The organism is Staphylococcus sp. SB1-57, assembly GCF_017086425.1.
Taxonomy (GTDB): Bacteria; Bacillota; Bacilli; order Staphylococcales; family Staphylococcaceae; genus Staphylococcus; species Staphylococcus warneri_A.
This window is the reverse complement of the sequence record NZ_CP070964.1, coordinates 716,831-737,321: the sequence shown is the minus strand read 5'-3', so window position 1 is coordinate 737,321 and position 20,491 is coordinate 716,831. Positions and strand designations below refer to the sequence as shown.

The window sequence follows — 20,491 nt, the reverse complement described above, 5'->3', positions numbered from 1 at the left end:
TACATCTCCTACTCGGTAATTATTTTGTGTATTAATGTTGGTGTGTAACCTTTACTATCAATTTTAATACTTTCATTTAATTTATCAAATATATCATTCACATTTTCTTGATTACTATGGATGGTTAGGATAGACTCACCAGCATTTACTTTGTCACCGACTTTTTTGTTTAAAACGATACCCACACTTAAATCGATGTCGTCTTCTTTAGTTTGTCTACCTGCACCTAACATCATTGATGCAACACCAATTTCATTAGCTACCATTTCTGATATAAAACCATCTTTTTTTGCAGTATAGTCTATTTTATATTTCGCATTTTCAAGACTGTCAGGATGTTCTATTACGCTTACATCACCGCCTTGATTTCTAATAAAAGTTTTCATTTTATCTAAAGCTTTACCAGATTGAATCGATGCTTCCAATAGTTCACGTGCATCTTTTAAATTATCTGCTTTCTCGGCAAGCACAACCATTTGCGAACCTAATGTAAGTACCAATTCAGTTAAGTCCTCTGGACCATGTCCTTGCAGTGTTTCAATTGCTTCTTTTAGCTCTAAGCCATTACCAATCGCGTTACCTAAAGGTTGGCTCATATCAGATATAATCGCCATTGTATTTCTACCAACACTATTACCAATACTTACCATCGCATGCGCTAAGGCTTCAGCATCTTCTAGTGTCTTCATAAATGCGCCACTACCAGTTTTGACATCTAATACAATCGCGTCAGCTCCGGCTGCAATTTTCTTACTCATTATTGAAGATGCTATTAACGGAATGGAATTGACAGTTCCTGTAACATCTCTTAGTGCATATAACTTTTTATCTGCTGGTGTAAGGTTACCTGATTGTCCCATAACTGCGACCTGATTCTCGTTGACTAACTTAATAAATTCATCTTCAGTTAATTCAACATGAAAACCATTAGCAGACTCTAATTTATCAATTGTGCCACCGGTATGGCCTAAACCACGACCACTCATTTTAGCTACTGGTACGCCAACTGAAGCCACTAAAGGCGCTAGTACTAATGTTGTTGTATCCCCAACACCGCCTGTAGAGTGTTTATCAACTTTAATCCCTTCGATATCAGATAAATCGATAACTTCTCCGGAATTAACCATTGCCATTGTTAAGTGAGCACGTTCTTCTTCATTCATATCTTGAAAAAAGATTGCCATAGCTAAGCTTGAAGCTTGATAATCTGGTATTTCTCCGTTGGTATAACCTTCAATGAAGAATTCGATTTCTTCCTTGCTTAATGATTTCCCATCACGTTTCTTTTCAATAATATCTATCATTCTCATAAAAACAGCCCCTTTTTAGATGTTTGTTTCTTGATTTATTTTTCTTTACTTTAATGAGATGAATTAATAACTTGAATCCGATTCTAACCCTTGAATAATTTGAACTCCTGCACTTGCACCAATACGTGTAGCACCAGCTTCTAACATTTGATTAAAATCTTCTAAATTACGTACACCGCCTGAAGCTTTTACTTCTAAAGCATCTCCTACTGTGTCTTTCATCAACTTAACGTCTTCAGCTGTAGCACCACCACCAGCAAATCCTGTTGATGTTTTAACAAAGTGTGCACCAGCTTCTTTTGCAAGCTCACAAGCTTTTACTTTTTCTTCATTTGATAATAAAACTGTTTCAATGATGACTTTAACCGTCTTACCATTTGCTGCAGTTACTACACTCTCTATATCCTCTTTGACATCGTTAAAGCGCTTATCCTTTAAAGCACCAATATTAATTACCATATCAATTTCTGCAGCACCGTTTTCTATCGCATTTTTCGTTTCAAATGCTTTTACTTCTTTAGTGGATGCTCCAAGTGGAAAACCGATGACAGTACATACTAAGACGTCTGTCCCTTTTAATTGTTCTGCTGAATATTCCACATGTGTTGGATTAACACAAACCGATTTAAAACCATATTCCTTGGCTTCACTGATTATTTTATCGATTTGTTCACGTGTTGATTCAGGCTTTAACTGTGTGTGATCTATATATTTTGCATAATTCATTAAAAGGTCCTCCTCACTTTTTTACAATGCAATTTTCGTCCATCTCATTTGGTGAACAAATGCATTCGTTAAACATACCCTTCATCTATATAGTACAAAAATTAGCAATAAATTTAAACAAATGTTATCTTAAACATAATCATGTATTTAAGGAGAAGATAACAAATGACAAATGGTACACCTCATATTCAACCAAATGGAGTTAAAATCGCTAAAACAGTATTAATGCCAGGTGATCCGCTACGTGCAAAATACATCGCCGATAATTTCTTAGAAAATGTTGAACAATTCAATGAAGTTCGTAATATGTTTGGATATACTGGAACGTATAAAGGTAAAGAAATTTCTGTTATGGGTTCTGGTATGGGCATTCCTAGTATAGGTATTTATTCATATGAGCTTTATCATTTCTTTGATGTAGATACAATTATTCGTGTAGGTTCATGTGGAGCATTACAAGAACATGTAAATTTATATGATGTCATCATCGCACAAGCTGCATCTACTAACTCAAATTATGTAGATCAATATCAAATTCCTGGCCATTTTGCACCTATCGCTGATTTTGATTTAGTTACAAAAGCGAAACAAGCTGCAGATGACATCGGTGCGGTATCTCATGTCGGTAACGTTTTATCATCAGATACTTTTTATAATGCAGATGAAACGTTTAATGATGCATGGAAGAAAATGGGTATATTAGGTATTGAAATGGAATCTGCCGGATTATATTTAAATGCTATCCATGCTGGTAAAAAAGCATTAGGTGTTTTCACAGTAAGCGACCATATCTTACGAGATGAAGCAACAACTGCAGAAGAACGTCAAACATCATTTACACAAATGATGGAAATTGCATTAGAAATAGCTGAATAATATAAAAGCCAAGCACGTTGATTTAGATGTGCTTGGTTATTTTAATAAAATTTATCATAATAATTATAAATTATTAAGTTGCTATTAAAATATTTTACATGAAAAGCTAAGAGGCACTTTGTTAAACAAAGTGCCTCTTAGCTTGATTTTATAGTCATCCTATTTACCTAAATAAGATTGTAACATCCAATTATGTTTATCTACTGACGTTTGCATGCCGATAAACATATCTTCAGATACATCGTCGCCAGCTTCACCTGCTACTTTAATAGCATTTTCTAATTGTTTAGAAATGTTTGTGAAATCTTTAGATAATTCTTCAACCATTTGTTCAGCAGCGTAACCTTTGCCAGCTTCTTCAACAATTGACATATCTAAACTCTCTTTCATAGTTCCAACAGGATTACCACCAACTGCTAGAATACGTTCTGCTAAATCATCTACATATTGTGCAGCTTCATTGTATAATTCTTCAAATTTTACATGTAATGAGAAGAAATTAGGTCCTTTTACATACCAATGGAAATTATGCAATTTAGTATAAGCTACTGTCCAGTTAGCAACTTGTTGGTTTAACTCTTTTACTACATCATTATGATTTGTCATATTAATATTCGCTCCTTTTACTACCTTTAACGCTTTGTTTATACTCTTATTATATTAGAATTATTATAATCTGTAAAGTAAAATGATACGTTTATTTATAATGATTATAAATAAGTTCATATGATATTCACAAATAAATCTCAGCATTTAAAGATATAATTGTTCATCAATGATTTCATTAATAATATTTAGTCCAAGTATTCTCAATTAAGTATTATAATTGAGAATCAATCAATTTGACATGTGCATTATCATCTAAAAAGAATGATTTCTCATAAACATTAGGTTGATGCCAATGTGTGCGCCACATTTTATCTCTATTATTAGCAAATAATTGATAACCCAAATTCCTAATGAATTTAGGTATGGCATATAATAATAAACCTAATAATTTATACTGATTAGGTAATGACGTAATGAGTGAAGCAATCGCTGTAGATTCATATTCAATATGGTCTCCATCTACTACTATTACGCTATTTCTATTCTTCGCTTCCGGATGTTGATTAAACAAGCGTTGGCCATACTCACCTTTTAATGTCGCAAATTCATATTTATGTGATAACCCTTTTTGAATTAACCATATCGCATAGTTATAGCAATAAACACAATTACCATCATAATAAATGATTGCCATATTAAACTCACTCCTTTTTAACTCATTATGTATTTTTCCTATTCACCTTTTTATAAACAAATTATCCACTTTTTGTTAAAAAAATAAGTCGATTTTATGAATACAATCATAATTTACCTATTAAGTCATAGGATACTAAATGATTACTTCATAAAATCAACTTAGAGTTAGTCTTGGTTAACTTTTACAATTCTAGTATATTTTAAAAATTGTTGAGAATATTTTTGCTGAATTTCTTCTAATGAGTCATAAGTGACACCAATGATGTGCCAGTTAGGATTAAAATGATAAAATGAGTCTTTTTCTTTTGACCACTTAATCATATTACCTTCTTTGTTATATCTTGGTAATGTCACTTCATATCCTTCAAGCACGTTGATATAAGTTTGGAATATATCAGGATCGATTCTATTAAAGTTGTCGATTACAAGATAGCTTTTATCTTTCTTAGGCATATTTTGAGTGATAAAGCCTTCTCGATAGTATAACGCACCACTTTCGTTAGGAAGATATTTACCATATAACATATCTTCACTAAAATCTGGATGTCCAGATGTAATGATTGGATTGGCATTTGTTTTTTGTAACAAATCATTTGCAGCTTTTAAACCTTCTTCTTTTTTATCTACAACTAGTAGAATAAAAGGCTTAATTGTTGTTTCTTGGTGTTGCTCTTCTAATAAATTTGATTTCTCAACTGTTTCAAATGGATTTTTAATTCCATTATTATCGCTCATTTCTAAAATAGCATCATATTGAACTTGCGACATACTCGCTATTGCTTGCTTAGCGTTTTCTTGTAAGAAATATAAGTTTTTAAGCTTCGGATGCTTGTTCAAATGACCAAGTGATATTGGTGTTATATGTTTACCAAACATAATTTCAATAGCTGTACTATTGGTTCTGCCAGGAATTGGTGGTTTTTCATGAATATGTCTAGTCACTTCACCAACACCAATTACAGATTGGTGTTGATATTTATTGTAAATAATTACATTATCTCCAACTTCTAATTGTGTATAGAAGTGATAGCCATTTCGCTTAATACCATTGTAAGTATGTGTAAATATTGTGTAGTGCTTACCGGGTTCAAAATCTTCTGTTTCTAACAGGAAGAAATAACGCGGAATTTTGGTTTCACCTTTACCAAGTTGAACGATAAGATCAAATTCTTCTTTTCTAATTTGATTAAATAGTGTTTCTTTCATATTACTCATTCTAAAATCTAGTACTTCACTACGCTTTAAATAATCTGTAGTTAAAGGATTTAACGTTTCATTAAATTTAAATTCAACTCTGATTTTATTTTGAGCACCTGCTTGAACACTTAGTATTTCTCCAAAACCTAACAAACCTGTATCAGTTTGTACTTGATAAAAGATGACTTGGTCACCGGCTTTTGCTTTTTTAAATGCTCTAAATCCTTGAGTAGGATTAAATTGTGCACCTGATTCAAATAATGTCGTTTGACCTACTAAAGGTTCATTATGATTCCATCTATTATAACCACAATTTAACCAAAAGTAATTGATTTCTTCTGTCATCACGAATCTCCTCACCTTATTATATGTAAAATAAGTTATTGTAATTACCTTATTATATCTAACACACCAATGCTACTACAACTATTTTTCAAATATTTTATTAAAAAGCAATCATTCAGGACTTAAATAATTAAAAATAGACTAATGCTAAAATCCGCATTAGTCTATATATAACTTATATTTAGTTATTATTTTAATAAAGACATTTTTTCAAATTTAATGAGAAGGTACGAAAGAACCAAGCAGTGGCAATAAATTAATCATAATACCACCTAATGATAGCATGGCACTTGTATCTTTATCTCGAAACGTGATAGCTGCGCTAAGAACGCCTATAATAGCAACCAACCTAGGTATCATTAAAGAAGGATAATGTGGCATATTCAGAAACACACCAGCACCTGCAATCACTCCACATAGCAATGAAATATATAAAAACTGCTTCATAATTTGAACATCCTTTATTTAATCATTAGATATAACTTATTATTAAAGAAAAGTCACCTTCAAATACATTATCTAAATCCTCTGAAGTCAAAACAAAATGACTTCCCTTTTGAATATCAAAAATGTCACCGTCTGTAATTAATTTCCCTTCACCATCTATTACAGACACTAAACAAAATTCACGTGGCTTCATATAATTTAAAGTTCCTGAAATTTCCCATTTCACTATAGTGAAGAAATCATTAGAAACGATATGCGTACATTGATGACTTTCTATAATCTCTTTTTCTGGAACAATATTAGGTAGATCATTATTAAATGCCATGACATCTAATGCTTTATTAATATTAAGTTCTCTTGACTCCCCATTATGATTATCGCGTTGATAATCATAGACACGATAAGAAATATCCGAAGACTGCATAACTTCATATGCAACAATACCTGCACCGATACTATGAATTGTTCCAGCTGGTACAAAGTAAAATTCGCCTGACCTTACATTTACTTTTCTTAATGTATCTTCAACTGACCCATCGTCTAGATGCTTTTTAAATGTCTCTTTTGAATCTGCAGTTGTTCCTAGTATAATTTCAGACCCTTCCTCTGCATCTATCACGTACCAGCATTCTGATTTTCCGTATTGACCATTCTCATTTTCATAGGCATAAGAATCATCAGGGTGAACATGAATAGATAACGGGGATTCTGCATCAACAATTTTAGCGAGCAATGGAAAATCCTTGCTAGGAAACTCACCGAATAATTCTCGATGTTCTGTCCAAACTTGATCTAACGTTTGACCTGCGTATGGACCATTCTTAATTATATTTTTACCATTAGGGTGAGCTGAGATACCCCAACATTCTCCAATTTGTTGATTGGGTAGTTGGTATCCAAAGTTTTCTAATTTATTACCACCCCACATTTTCTCATGGAAAATAGGTTTCAAAAACAGTGGCATGTCTACACCTCCATTACTCTTGATGTTTATGTAAATATCGTTGACCAATGATTTATCAACGATTCGTATTCTATGTATGTCCTTATTGATGTTTAAATCAACGATTAATATATTTAACTCACTATATGTGATTGTATCACAATTCATATTTTTATGGTTAAGATGATTTTTGACTATTTTCAATCGATATTCACGTCATTTATTACTTTTAAATATACTATTTTATTATATTTAAGGTAATCTTCGTCATTATATCAATTTATAATACAAATGAATAGTAACTGTATGTATTATTATTTGGGGTTAAAAAGTATAAAAAATATATAGGCCAAGCAGAATTCTGCTCGTCCTATATATTTGTATGTCGCAGTATTTACTACTTCATTATTCATAAGATTTTAATGCATCATTAATAGATTCATTACCAGATACAATTTGAAACTCTTGTTTGCTAAATTTATCTGAATTTATTACATGTTTTAATACACTGCCTACATCCTCTCGTGGTATGGAACCATAACTGTCAAAATATAAATCTGCTTTTATTTGTCCTGTACCTTGGTCATCTTTAAGGCCCCCTGGATGCACAATAGTATAATTTAAATTAGAATGTCTTAAATAATCATCCGCATAGTGCTTAGCGATAGTATATGGTTTTAAGTCGCCACTTTGATCAAATGCTTCTCTTCTTGAATCGTATGTTGAAACCATTACATAATGCTTAATATCCGCTTCTTCACTTGCTTTAATTGTTTTTACTGCACCATCTAAATCTACATATATTGTTTTATCAGCTCCTGTACTACCGCCAGAACCTACTGAGAAAATGACTTTATCAAATGTTTTAAACTTATTCTTTAAATCTTCAATACTATCTTTTTCGACATCAATATTTAAAGCTTTAATACCATTATCCTCTAATGCTTTAACTTGTTCATCTTTTCTAACACCTGCAGTAAAATCAACATTATCATCTTTTAATTGATCAACCAATTTAGAACCCACGCCGCCATTTGCGCCTATAATCAAAATACTCATATCAAACGTCCTCCTTAAAAACTTATATTATTATTGTTACCTTTTTTATCATTATTTAAACGCCATAACTCTATTGACTAGATATGCAATGTAGATTATATTAATATATGAATACATATTCATATATTAAGAGGTGTTCGTATGACTGAAAAGTATATAGACCTATCTGATCAACATACCTTGGAACGTGTGACAGATATTTTTAAAGCTTTAAGTGATATTAATCGAATTAGAATTATGGAGTTATTAGCGTCAGGTGAAGCAAGTGTTGGTCACATTTCTCATTCATTGTCGTTATCCCAATCTAATGTGTCCCATCAACTAAAACTTTTAAAATCAGTAAAACTTGTGAAATCAAAACGTCAAGGTCAAAGTATGATTTATTCTTTAGATGACCAACATGTTTCTACTCTATTGAAACAAGCTATTCATCATGCGAGCCACCCTATAGAAGGTGAAAAATAATATGTCAACACATCATCATGATCATGCACATGGGCATGTACATACAAACAACAAAAAAATCCTATTAATCTCATTTATTATTATAGCCCTATTTATGTTAGTAGAAATTATTGGCGGTTTTTTAGCCAATAGTCTAGCCTTACTTTCTGACGGCTTCCATATGTTCAGTGATGCCCTATCACTTTTAGTCGCGCTCATTGCATTTATCTATGCAGAAAAACATGCAACAATATCTAAGACCTATGGGTATAAGCGCTTTGAAGTCTTAGCAGCACTTTTCAATGGTGTTACACTCTTTGTCATAAGTATACTAATTGTTATAGAAGCTATTAAACGCTTTTTCGCGCCACCAGAAGTTCAGTCAAAAGAAATGTTTGTCATTAGTATCTTAGGTTTAATTGTCAATGTTGTCATTGCACTTTTAATGTTCAAAGGTGGAGATACATCACACAATTTAAATATGCGCGGTGCATTCTTACATGTACTTGGAGACTTATTTGGTTCTATAGGTGCAATTGTCGCTGCAATATTAATTTGGACATTGGGTTGGTCTATTGCTGATCCGATAGCGAGTATTTTAGTTTCTGTTATTATCTTAAAAAGTGCCTATGGTATTACCAAATCTTCTTTAAATATATTAATGGAAGGTACACCGAACGATGTAGATTTAGATATCGTTAAACAAACTTTAATGAGAAACTCTGAAATCCAAAGCGTGCATGATTATCATGTGTGGACGATATCTAATGATATGAATGCATTAAGTTGCCATGCTGTCGTATCAGACACTTTAACTGTCAAAGACTGCGAACAATTACTTAAACATATCGAACATGACTTGTTACATTTAAATATTCAACACATGACAATTCAATTAGAAACAGTGAATCATGATCATGACGAGACAACACTTTGTACTGGCGTTCATCATCATTAATAATAAAAAGTTGCCCCATCATTCAATTGATAGGGCAACTTTTTAATTACATAAATTTTTCAAATATAAGTTCTTTTGCAGGTACTTGTTTAGCTTCAAATCCTTCTAAAAATTCTTCATTATCGTATGCTAATTTAACTCTTTCTAATGAAATGTCTGTATCAGTAATCGTTACAATACCATAAACAGCGTGTGGACCATTGTTCAATCCGACAGCACCTGGGTTAAAATACATTTTATTTTTGTCATCAAACATATGCAAACGATGGTTATGACCAAATATGATTAAATCAGCATCTTTATCCGCAAATAATTGAGTCATTTCATTTTCATCATCTTTAACGATTGGACTAAACGGTTGTTCATCAATTGAAGATGACAATTTATCATTAGCGATTTCATAATGAATGAATAAAACTTTTTTTCCACAAATTGTTTTTTCGATATAACGTGGTAATTGATTGAGTTCTTCATAATATTCTTCATCTAAATGGCCAGCAATCCATCGATGGTGTTCATAAAATTTATCTTTTAAATCATCTGGATAAGGAGTGCCATTAACAACAGACATAATAGCTTCATCATGATTCCCTGCAATCATTTCCATATCGTCACGATCAAATATATGATCTAATACTTTATTTGTCTCGTGACCAATTCCAATGTTGTCACCAAGATTATAAATTTTATCAATATCTTCTCTGTTATCAATATCATCCAATACAGTTTCTAATGCATCAAAGTTACCATGCACGTCAGTAATAATTGCAAATTTCATGATGATATCTCCTTTCATTTTCAATTCATTAGAACATTTTAACACTTAATCCCCTATTATGTTAGATATTAATTTGAAAAAGTCCAAATTTTTGATATTGTATTTATATTAACGAAAAGGAGTGCTTAAAATTTGTTTAAATATTACAACTTAGCATTTAAGAATGCTAAACCTCAGAATCTTAAAGCAATACTATTTACATTAGTAAGCTTTATCGTCATCTTTTTAATCGGTAGAGTGGCAATGGCTATGATTGGCCAACAAATCATGCAGTTGCAAATGATGATGCAATTCGGTCAACCAGTCGGACCATTACTTACACCGATTATTGGGCTTGCATTAGTCGTTATATTATTATTTATCTTTTTAGGTTATCAATTGATTGCAGGTGCGATTAATGTTATCTCAAAAGCAATTAGAAAAGAAAAAGTTAAGTTCACTGATTTATTTATTTCATTTAAAAAAGGTCATTATGGTAAAAGTGTGTTACTCGCATTAATCACAGTAGTATTATTTATCATTATGGGAGTCATTTTATTTTTAGTAAATAAATTGATTGGCCTTGCGCTATCACCATTATTTAATGCTGTCCAAGGACCTATTAGCGGCATGGATAATCCAATGCCTGCTTACCTAGCATTCCAAATTGGTGTAACTTTAATTGTTGGATTCATTACTTCAATCTTTTATTGGTTCTTCTTTGTGTTAATTATTAACTACACAGCCGCATACGCAGAAAACCCAACACAAAGACCAATTAAACTTTTCAAAGAAGGATTTAAAGCAATTAAAAATGGCCATAAAACTTGGTTAAAATTCTTTATTGGTATTTTATTAATCAATTTATTAATTACTATCATCACACGTGTATTAGTGACTCTTGTACAAATGGCAACTGGTAGTATGTCTCAAACAGTTGCTCAAGTATTATTAGTTATTTTACAAGTTATTGTTATTTTAGTAACACTATTTATTTACTATGCTTTATTAATGGGAATCGTTCAATATTTCGTACGTCGTGGCGAAAAAGTAACAACTGATTCTAAAAAAGGTAAAAAAGACAAAAAAGATAAAGCTATAAATAATAAAGATGCTAAAGCTAAATCAACACAATCTAGTCAATTACAAGATAAAACTGATAAAAGTGCTAATGATCATACAAGTCATTTAAAAGACTCAACACAATCTAATGCTCAAGATTCTAATAAAGACTTAAACGATAAAGCTACTCAACATAAAGAAGATTTATCAAATACAGCATCATCAAGAAAAGATGATTTAGAAAAAACAGCAAAAGATACAATTGATAAAAACAACCCTAATAACAAATAAAGAACAATTATAAAAGACGGCGTTCATTGGTTTTAAACCTTTGAACGTCGTCTTATTTTATTAATCTAATCACTATTCTAATTTAATCTAATAAGTGTTTTTCCAAATATTTAGCCGCACCATCTTCTTCATTTGTAAATTCTGTCACATCATTCGTCAATGCTTTAATCTCACTTCGAGCATTTTTCATTGCCACTGTATAATGTCCGAATTCAAACATAGCTCTATCATTATCACTATCACCCATTACAAGGGTCTCTTCTTGTTTTATATTAAAGTAATCAATCATTTCCTTAATACCTGTTCCTTTATCAGTATTATAAGCCATCGTTTCAGCATTATAACGTGAAGAGTTAGAAACACTAATATTAAGTGACACTTTATTTTGCTTTAATTCATCTCTGAAATTAGTGATTTTATCTAAGTTTGTATCAAATAAATATATTTTCGAATAGTCTTTATCTGGTAATGTTTCTACCCATTGAATTTTATCTTTGAGTGCTTCTTGTCTTGAGGCCCATTCGCTTTGCCCTACATTATTAGGTGGTGTATCTCCACCGCTAATCATATTTCTTATCCACTGCTCATCTTCTTTTAAGACAAGTCGTTGTTCCCCAAATGGAAATACTTCATAGTATATGTTTTGCTGTTGCGCTAATGACACTATACGCTTAACAGACTCGAGCGACATACTATGCTTAAATATATTTTCATCATTTACTTCTCCAGTAGTACCGTTTGAACTAATAATACCGTCTACTGAAAAACCTTCAGGAACAAGTTGATGAATTTCAGAATATGAACGTCCAGTTGCTAAAAACACTTTATAATCATGCTCTCTTAAAGCATTAATGACGTCTTTTGTATATTCTGATGCTCTGTTATCTTCATGTAAAATCGTACCATCCATATCTAAAAATATCGCTTTGATGTTGTCCATATTATCCTCCATAACGTAATGATATATTACTTAAAATTTTGTCATTAATTGAATAAAAGTGCAATAAAAATAACCCCTTCTCAGTTAATATTGACTAAAAAGAGGTTATCAAGTATGTTTTATAATTATTTCAATTTATCTAAATGATTATTCAACTGTTACTGATTTAGCTAAGTTACGTGGTTTATCAACATCAAGATCTCTGTGTAATGCAGCATAATAAGAAATCAATTGTAGTGCAACTACAGAAACTAATGGTGTTAATAATTCATGTACGTGAGGAATCACGTAAGTATCATCTTCTTTATCTAGACCTTCCATAGATATAATACATGTACTTGCACCGCGTGCTGCAACTTCTTTAACATTACCACGGATAGATAAGTTCACATTTTCTTGTGTTGCTAGTGCAATCACTGGTGTACGATCTTCAATTAAGGCAATTGTACCGTGTTTTAATTCCCCACCAGCAAAGCCTTCTGCTTGAATATATGAAATTTCTTTAAGTTTTAATGCACCTTCTTGGCTGACATTATAATCAATTGTACGACCAATAAAGAATGCATTTCTAGTTGTTTCAAGGAAATCAGTAGCAATTTTTTCCATTACTGGTGCATCGTCTACGATTGTTTCGATTGCAGTAGTCACTTTAGCTAATTCTCTCAATAAATCGATATCCGCTTCACGACCATGTGTTTTAGCAACGATTTGAGCTAAAATAGATAATACTGCTATTTGTGCTGTATATGCTTTTGTAGAAGCTACAGCTATTTCTGGACCAGCATGTAATAATAAAGTATGGTCTGCTTCACGAGATAATGTAGAACCAGGCACGTTCGTAATTGTTAATGCTTTATGACCTAACTTTTTAGTTTCAACTAATACTGCACGACTATCTGCAGTTTCACCAGATTGTGAGATATATATGAATAGTGGTTTTTCAGATAATAAAGGCATGTTGTATACAAACTCAGATGCCACATGTACTTCTGTTGGAACACCAGACCATTTTTCTAAGAATTCTTTACCTACTAATCCTGCATGATAACTAGTACCTGCAGCAATAATATAGATACGATCCGCTTGTGAAACATCATTGATAATATCTTCATCAATTTTCAAGTTACCTTCATTATCTTGGTATTCTTGAATAATACGACGCATAACTGCTGGTTGTTCATGAATTTCTTTTAACATGTAGTGATCATAAACACCTTTTTCAGCATCTGAAGCATCAATTTCAGCAGTGTATGTTTCACGTTCTTGAACTTGACCATTAGCATCTTTAATAATCACTTCGTCACGTTTTACAATAACGATTTCATGGTCATGAATTTCTTTATATTCATTTGTTGCTTGTAACATTGCTAACGCATCTGAAGCAATAACGTTAAAGCCATCACCAACTCCAATTAATAATGGAGATTTGTTTTTAGCAACAAACATTGTGTCTTTATCTTCTTCATCTAACAAACCTAACGCATAAGAACCATGTAATAATGAGACTACTTTTGTAAATGCGTCTTCTGTTTCGAAACCTTGTTTAGAGAAATATTCAACTAATTGAACAATAACTTCTGTATCTGTCTCAGAAACAAACTTAACATCGCTTAAGTATTCACTTCTTAATTCTTCATAGTTTTCAATTACACCGTTATGTACAAGTGTAAAACGACCAGTTGTTGATTGATGTGGATGAGAGTTTTCATAATTTGGAACACCGTGAGTTGCCCAACGAGTGTGACCGATTCCAACAGTACCATCAATATCGCTACTATCAGCTACTTTTCGTAATTCTGCGATACGTCCTTTTTCTTTAAATACTTTAGTACCTGATTCATTTGCAACAGCTACACCTGCTGAATCATAACCTCTATATTCTAATTTTTCTAATCCTTTTAATAATAATTCCTTGGCATTATCGTAGCCAATATATCCTACTATTCCGCACATATTTATTTTTCCTCCAATTATTGAAATAACGTTAGTAACAATGATTTATTACCCATAATTTAGTTTAGTAATCTTCTATCATTATTATTTCGATACAACAAGTGACACAAAAAAGTATTTGAACCCACTTGAAAATAAGCGTGATATTTTATCACACTTAACATTCTAACGTCTTTCATTTTATATAATATTTACTGGCGATCTTATTAACTTTGTCCAATAGGTTGCCCTATTGTTTTACTTAATAAGCTAACGAATGAGCCACATCCGGGATAGCATCCGCCGATCTTTTCGATCACTATCCTCCTCGTCTACAAGATGTGCATATAAGCTATAAGAATTTCAACATTTGAATTAAATTCTTAATTATTGCATTATAACAACAACTTGCACAGGCGCTTTGTAATATTTATCTTCTATCCTCCTTCCCATTAAAACCTATTGTACAATGACAATTTACTCAATTGCAAATATTTTCACAAGCTTTTTGTAAAAAATTCCTAGCGTAAATTGCATATGAATTTAATTGTTAACAAACTGTATATTTACATTCTCTTTACCTATATATAATAGAATTATTGTTGTCACGATTTATATGACAAATTCGAATTTTGTTCTTATTGTAGTAATGACCTTCTTAGATTTACAATATATATAGTCAAAATACTAATTTAAAAAGAGGTGTAGAAATGGCACAAACACAAGAGAAAAAAGGTTTCGGCCGTAAAGTTCAAGCATTCGGTTCTTTCCTTAGTAGTATGATTATGCCAAATATTGGAGCATTCATCGCTTGGGGATTTATCGCTGCAATTTTTATCGACAATGGTTGGTTACCAAATAAAGATTTAGCTCAATTAGCCGATCCAATGATTAAATTCTTAATTCCATTATTAATTGCATTTAGTGGTGGTCGTTTAATTCATGGATTACGTGGTGGTATTATCGCTGCAACTTCAACTATGGGGGTTATCGTTGCATTACCAGATACACCAATGCTATTAGGCGCTATGATTATGGGACCATTAGTTGGTTGGTTAATGAAGAAAACAGATGAAATCATTCAACCTAGAACACCAAAAGGTTTCGAGATGTTATTCAATAACTTCTCAGCCGGTATCTTAGGTTTCATCATGACAATTCTAAGTTTTGAAATTTTAGCTCCAATTATGAAATTCATCATGCACATTTTATCTGTTGCAGTTGAAGCTTTAGTTCACGCTCACTTATTACCAATCGTAAGTATTATTGTTGAGCCAGCTAAAATCGTATTCTTAAATAACGCTATAAACCATGGTGTATTCACACCACTTGGTGCAGACCAAGCTGCTACAGCAGGTCAATCTGTTTTATACGCAATCGAATCAAACCCTGGACCAGGTTTCGGTGTGTTACTTGCATACATGATTTTTGGTAAAGGTACTGCAAAAGCAACATCATATGGTGCAGGAATTATCCACTTCTTAGGTGGTATTCATGAAATTTACTTCCCATATGTATTAATGAGACCTATGTTATTCATCTCAGTTATTTTAGGTGGTATGACAGGCGTTGCAACATACCAAGCAACTGGATTCGGATTCAAAAGCCCTGCATCTCCAGGATCATTCATCGTTTATTGTATTAACGCACCTAGAGGAGAATTTCTTCACATGTTATTAGGTGTGGTGTTAGCAACATTAGTATCATTCGCAGTTTCAGCAATTATTCTTAAGTTTACAAAAGAACCTAAACAAGATTTAGAGTCAGCTACTGCTCAAATGGAAGCTACTAAAGGTAAAAAGTCAAGTGTATCTTCAAAATTAAGCAGTAAAGAAAATAATCAAGAAGCTAGTGCAACTGCAGGTGCTACATCAACAGAAGAATCTAATAATACTGAAGACGACGCTGATCAATTATTAGATAACTATAATACTGAAGATGTAGATGCTCATGATTATAGTAACGTTAACCATGTTATCTTTGCTTGTGATGCGGGTATGGGTTCTAGTGCAATGGGTGCTAGTATGTTAAGAAATAAATTTAAAAAAGCTGGCATTTCTGATGTAAATGTGACAAATACAGCTATTAACCAATTACCTAACGATGCTCAATTAGTTATCACTCAAAAAACGTTAACTGATCGTGCTATCAAACAAGTACCAAATGCAATTCATATTTCAGTTGATAATTTCTTAAATTCACCTAGATATGAAGAGTTATTAAATAACCTTAAAAAAGAAGAACAGTAATTTTAAATAAATATTAAATGGAGGATACCGCCATGTTATTGAGTACACGTGAAAAAGAGATTATAGAACTATTAATCAAGTATCACGGTCAATATGTCACTATATACGACATTGCTCAGCAACTGGCAGTGTCCTCTCGTACTATTCATAGAGAATTAAAACATGTTGAATCTTATATTGATACTTTCTCTATAGAATTAGAACGTGTAAATAAAAAAGGAATACGCTTAAAAGGACTTAACCAAAATATTCAAGCATTAAAACTTGAAATGACTCAGCAGCAAACGCTCGATTTATCAGTAGAAGAGCAAAAAGTTATTATTCTATATGCTCTTATACAGTCTAAGCATGCTGTTAAACAATATAGTCTAGCTCAAGAAATTGGCGTATCCATTCAGTCGTTAACCAAATTGCTAGATGAATTAGAACAAGATTTATCATTATATCAATTATCATTAACACGTAAACGTGGCGAAGGTGTTATTTTAAACGGCACTGAATCTAAAAAAAGAGAGTTCTTAAGTCAATTAATGGTGAATAACTTAAATAGTACAAGTGTGTATTCAGTAATCGAAAACCACTTTGTTTACCAATCATTACATCAATCTCAGCAATCACTTGTGGATTTAGATAGAATATTTAAAGTTGAGAGAATTTTAATGGATTATTTAGGGCAACTTCCCTATTCATTGACTGAATCTAGCTATTTAACACTAACTGTTCATATCGTTTTAAGTATTACAAGAATGCAAAACAACGAATATGTATCACTTAATGATGACATTTATCAATCTGTAAAAGATACGTTTGAACATGAAATTGCTAGTGAAATCGCCAAACATTTAGAATACTTATACGATGTTCAATTTAACCAAGCTGAAATCACATTTATTACCATTCATTTGCGCGGTTCAAAACGTAAAGATACTAAAGATTCATTATTTGAAGATAAAAAAAGCGAACAAAAAATTAAATCTTTTGTACAGTCAGTAGAAGAGATTTCAGGCCAATACTTTGATGATAAAGATACTTTAATAAATGGTTTATCATTGCATATTAATCCAGCTATCAATCGCTTAGAATCAAATATTGAAACTTACAACCCGTTAACCGATATGATTAAGTACAAATATCCAAGACTATTTGATAATGTGAGTAAGGCGTTACGCATCGTTTGGCCAGATTTGATATTCCCTGAAAGTGAAGTCGCCTTTATCGTGCTTCATTTTGGAGGATCTATCAAAAATCAAGGACATCAATTTCTAAACATTCTAGTTGTTTGTAGTAGCGGTATTGGGACTAGTCGTTTATTAGCAACTCGTCTTGAACAAGTATTTAGTGAAATTGAACGTATTACCCAAGCATCTGTAAGTGATTTAAATGTATTAGATTTATCTAGTTATGATGGCATAATATCGACAGTTAATTTAGATATCGATAGACCATTTTTAACAGTGAATCCCCTACTTCCTGATTCAGATATCGGTTATGTGGCGTCATTTTTAAATACCAAAGAATCACATCAGGTGGTAAAAGAGAAGGATGTGGAGACTCAAAAAGCATCCTCAGAAGATATTTTAGAAACCATGCGCGCAGGTTTAAAATTAGTTGATTCAGTGAAAATAGAATATAAATCAGTTAAAAATTGGAAACAACATTTAGCTGATTACTTAGTAAGTCAACATATCATTGAAGATGGTCAGTCATTCGCTGAACAATTACAACAGCGGTTAGAGGAAAATCCAAGTTGGATATTACAACCCTACCCTATTGCAATTCCACATATGAAAGATGCTATGTTTAAACAACCTAGTATCCTTATTACGACCTTGGAAGAACCAATAGTGTTGAGTAATGTTCAAAATGACAATCATTTAATTAAATATATGTTAAGTATGTTTATTCCAGAAGATGCAATCATGACAAAACTAGTTAGTACAATATCAGAAACACTTAGCGATCATTTGGAAAACTTAGATGATTTTATGCAAAATCCACAGGAATTTAAAACCATACTAGAAAAGCAATTTTTAAAACAAATAAAACAACAATTAATTTAGGAGTGTATTAATCAATGAGTGAATTATTCAGTAACGAAAATATCTTTATCAATGTATCAGTAGGTAGTCAAAACGAAGCAATCGAAAAAGCAGGACAAGCTTTAGTAGATAGTGGTGCTGTAACAGAAAACTACATCCAAGCAATGAAAGATCGTGAAGATGTCGTATCTACATTTATGGGCAATGGCTTAGCTATACCACATGGTACTGAAGAAGCTAAAGGAAACGTTATCCAATCTGGATTAAGCTTATTACAAATTCCTGAAGGCGTAGATTGGAATGGCGAAGAAGTTAAAGTCGTAGTTGGTATTGCTGGTAAAGATGGAGAACATTTAGACCTATTATCTAAAATCGCGATTACTTTCAGTGAAGAAGAAAATGTAGAGCGTATTATCAATGCTAAATCTGCTGACGAAATCAAACAAGTCTTTGAGGAGGCTGATGCATAATGAAAGCAGTACATTTTGGTGCCGGTAATATCGGTCGTGGTTTTATTGGTTATATCTTAGCAGATAATAATATTAAAGTTACATTTGCAGATGTTAACGAAGACATTATTAATGCTTTACAAAAAGAGCATGAATACGACGTTATTTTAGCAGATGAGTCTAAAACAACTACACGTGTGAACAATGTTGATGCGATTAACTCAGCTAAACCGTCTGATGAATTAAAACAAGCTATTTTAGAAGCTGATTTAATTACTACTGCAGTTGGTGTTAATATCTTACCAATTATCGCTAAATCATTTGCACCATATTTAAAAGAAAAAGAAAATCATGTTAATATCGTTGCATGTGAAAATGCAATAATGGCAACAGACACACTTAAAAAAGCTATCTTAGATATCACTGGCCCTCTAGGCGATCATATTCACTTTGCAAACTCTGCAGTTGATAGAATCGTTCCATTACAAAAAAATGAAAATATTTTAGATGTTATGGTAGAACCGTTCTTCGAGTGGGTAGTCGAAAAAGACGCTTGGTATGGTCAAGAGTTAGATCATATTAAATACGTTGATGATCTAACACCTTATATCGAAAGAAAATTATTAACAGTAAATACAGGTCATGCATTTATAGCATATGCAGGATATAATGATAATAAGGCAACAGTATTAGATGCCGTTCAAGATAGTACGATTGAAGCAGGTTTAAGACGTGTATTAGCTGAAACAAGCGAATATATTACTCGTGAATTTGATTTCACTAAAACTGAACAATCACAATACGTAGAAAAAATTATCGAACGTTTCAATAACCCACATCTTTCTGATGAAGTTACTCGCGTAGGTCGCGGAACACTACGTAAAATTGGACCGAAAGATCGTATCATCAAACCATTGAATTATTTATATGAACATAATTTAGAAAGAGATGGCTTGGTTAAAGCAGCTGCCCTACTTCTAAAATATGACGACAAAGCTGATCAAGAAACAGTTGAGAAAAATAATTATATTCATGAAAATGGTATTAAAGCCTTCTTACAAACATATGCTAAAGTTGAAGGACCATTAGCTGAAGAAATTGAAAAAGAATATAATGAACTAGTTGCAAAATAAGATATTTAAAGAACCAGAAACTACTGTTTCTGGTTCTTTTTGTAATATAAAAAACACATGCCACATTTAATTTGTGACATGTGCTCTTA

The 20,491-nt window shown here is 32.1% G+C and carries 19 protein-coding genes; 8 read left to right on the top strand and 11 right to left on the bottom strand.

What is annotated here, in order from left to right:
* Window positions 1-8: 8 nt before the first annotated feature.
* Both JX000_RS03575 and deoC read right to left on the bottom strand, forming a co-directional pair.
* Window positions 9-1,310 (bottom strand): pyrimidine-nucleoside phosphorylase, encoded by a 1,302-nt coding sequence (locus tag JX000_RS03575; protein WP_206140893.1) that lies wholly within the window; start codon window positions 1,308-1,310, stop codon window positions 9-11.
* A gap of 63 nt (window positions 1,311-1,373) precedes the next feature.
* The gene (gene deoC, locus JX000_RS03570; RefSeq protein WP_002451687.1) at window positions 1,374-2,036 is read right to left on the bottom strand and encodes a deoxyribose-phosphate aldolase; all 663 of its coding nucleotides are present in this window, start codon (window positions 2,034-2,036) and stop codon (window positions 1,374-1,376) included.
* Window positions 2,037-2,201: 165 nt separating this feature from the next.
* On the opposite strand from deoC, the gene deoD reads away from it, so the two are divergent.
* Entirely contained in the window at window positions 2,202-2,912 is a 711-nt protein-coding gene (gene deoD, locus JX000_RS03565; protein WP_002451688.1) for a purine-nucleoside phosphorylase, read from the top strand.
* 159 nt (window positions 2,913-3,071) lie between these two features.
* Here deoD and JX000_RS03560 read toward each other — a convergent pair whose 3' ends face one another.
* The 6 genes from JX000_RS03560 to JX000_RS03535 form a co-directional block, all read right to left on the bottom strand.
* Window positions 3,072-3,518 carry a Dps family protein gene (locus tag JX000_RS03560; RefSeq protein ID WP_002451689.1) on the bottom strand — a complete coding sequence of 149 codons (447 nt, stop codon included), beginning with the start codon at window positions 3,516-3,518 and terminating at the stop codon, window positions 3,072-3,074.
* 214 nt (window positions 3,519-3,732) lie between these two features.
* Window positions 3,733-4,155: a thiol-disulfide oxidoreductase DCC family protein gene (locus tag JX000_RS03555; protein WP_206140892.1), complete on the bottom strand. Its 423-nt coding sequence runs from the start codon at window positions 4,153-4,155 to the stop codon at window positions 3,733-3,735.
* Between the two features lie 167 nt (window positions 4,156-4,322).
* Window positions 4,323-5,699, bottom strand: coding sequence for an EVE domain-containing protein (locus tag JX000_RS03550; RefSeq protein WP_206140891.1), 1,377 nt, complete (start codon window positions 5,697-5,699; stop codon window positions 4,323-4,325).
* Window positions 5,700-5,915: 216 nt separating this feature from the next.
* The gene (locus JX000_RS03545; RefSeq protein ID WP_002451692.1) at window positions 5,916-6,146 is read right to left on the bottom strand and encodes a hypothetical protein; all 231 of its coding nucleotides are present in this window, start codon (window positions 6,144-6,146) and stop codon (window positions 5,916-5,918) included.
* A 25-nt stretch (window positions 6,147-6,171) separates the two neighbouring features.
* Window positions 6,172-7,110 carry a type I phosphomannose isomerase catalytic subunit gene (locus tag JX000_RS03540; protein ID WP_124227734.1) on the bottom strand — a complete coding sequence of 313 codons (939 nt, stop codon included), beginning with the start codon at window positions 7,108-7,110 and terminating at the stop codon, window positions 6,172-6,174.
* 384 nt (window positions 7,111-7,494) lie between these two features.
* Window positions 7,495-8,148 (bottom strand): SDR family oxidoreductase, encoded by a 654-nt coding sequence (locus JX000_RS03535; protein ID WP_206140890.1) that lies wholly within the window; start codon window positions 8,146-8,148, stop codon window positions 7,495-7,497.
* A gap of 141 nt (window positions 8,149-8,289) precedes the next feature.
* Here JX000_RS03535 and JX000_RS03530 point away from each other — a divergent pair, with 141 nt between their 5' ends.
* A complete protein-coding gene (locus JX000_RS03530) occupies window positions 8,290-8,613 on the top strand; it encodes an ArsR/SmtB family transcription factor (RefSeq protein ID WP_002451695.1) in 324 nt (107 codons plus the stop codon).
* Window position 8,614: 1 nt separating this feature from the next.
* Window positions 8,615-9,550, top strand: coding sequence for a CDF family zinc efflux transporter CzrB (gene czrB / locus JX000_RS03525; protein ID WP_002451696.1), 936 nt, complete (start codon window positions 8,615-8,617; stop codon window positions 9,548-9,550).
* 46 nt (window positions 9,551-9,596) lie between these two features.
* Here czrB and JX000_RS03520 read toward each other — a convergent pair whose 3' ends face one another.
* Entirely contained in the window at window positions 9,597-10,328 is a 732-nt protein-coding gene (locus JX000_RS03520; protein WP_002451697.1) for a metallophosphoesterase family protein, read from the bottom strand.
* Window positions 10,329-10,460: 132 nt separating this feature from the next.
* Here JX000_RS03520 and JX000_RS03515 point away from each other — a divergent pair, with 132 nt between their 5' ends.
* Window positions 10,461-11,660 (top strand): YtxH domain-containing protein, encoded by a 1,200-nt coding sequence (locus JX000_RS03515; RefSeq protein WP_206140889.1) that lies wholly within the window; start codon window positions 10,461-10,463, stop codon window positions 11,658-11,660.
* 82 nt (window positions 11,661-11,742) lie between these two features.
* On the opposite strand, the gene JX000_RS03510 is transcribed toward JX000_RS03515, so the two are convergent.
* Window positions 11,743-12,600 carry an HAD family hydrolase gene (locus tag JX000_RS03510; RefSeq protein ID WP_002451699.1) on the bottom strand — a complete coding sequence of 286 codons (858 nt, stop codon included), beginning with the start codon at window positions 12,598-12,600 and terminating at the stop codon, window positions 11,743-11,745.
* Between the two features lie 147 nt (window positions 12,601-12,747).
* Window positions 12,748-14,553, bottom strand: coding sequence for a glutamine--fructose-6-phosphate transaminase (isomerizing) (gene glmS / locus JX000_RS03505; RefSeq protein ID WP_075777870.1), 1,806 nt, complete (start codon window positions 14,551-14,553; stop codon window positions 12,748-12,750).
* Between the two features lie 689 nt (window positions 14,554-15,242).
* On the opposite strand from glmS, the gene JX000_RS03500 reads away from it, so the two are divergent.
* The 4 genes from JX000_RS03500 to JX000_RS03485 are packed head-to-tail and all read left to right on the top strand — an operon-like array spanning window position 15,243 to window position 20,402.
* Window positions 15,243-16,781, top strand: coding sequence for a PTS mannitol transporter subunit IIBC (locus JX000_RS03500; RefSeq protein ID WP_002451701.1), 1,539 nt, complete (start codon window positions 15,243-15,245; stop codon window positions 16,779-16,781).
* 32 nt (window positions 16,782-16,813) lie between these two features.
* Entirely contained in the window at window positions 16,814-18,841 is a 2,028-nt protein-coding gene (locus JX000_RS03495; RefSeq protein WP_107536160.1) for a BglG family transcription antiterminator, read from the top strand.
* Window positions 18,842-18,855: 14 nt separating this feature from the next.
* Window positions 18,856-19,290, top strand: a complete 435-nt coding sequence (locus tag JX000_RS03490; RefSeq protein WP_002451703.1) for a PTS mannitol transporter subunit IIA — start codon at window positions 18,856-18,858, stop codon at window positions 19,288-19,290.
* Window positions 19,290-20,402 (top strand): mannitol-1-phosphate 5-dehydrogenase, encoded by a 1,113-nt coding sequence (locus JX000_RS03485; protein ID WP_206140888.1) that lies wholly within the window; start codon window positions 19,290-19,292, stop codon window positions 20,400-20,402. The genes JX000_RS03490 and JX000_RS03485 overlap by 1 nt, the downstream gene beginning before the upstream one ends.
* The last annotated feature ends 89 nt before the right edge of the window (window positions 20,403-20,491 follow it).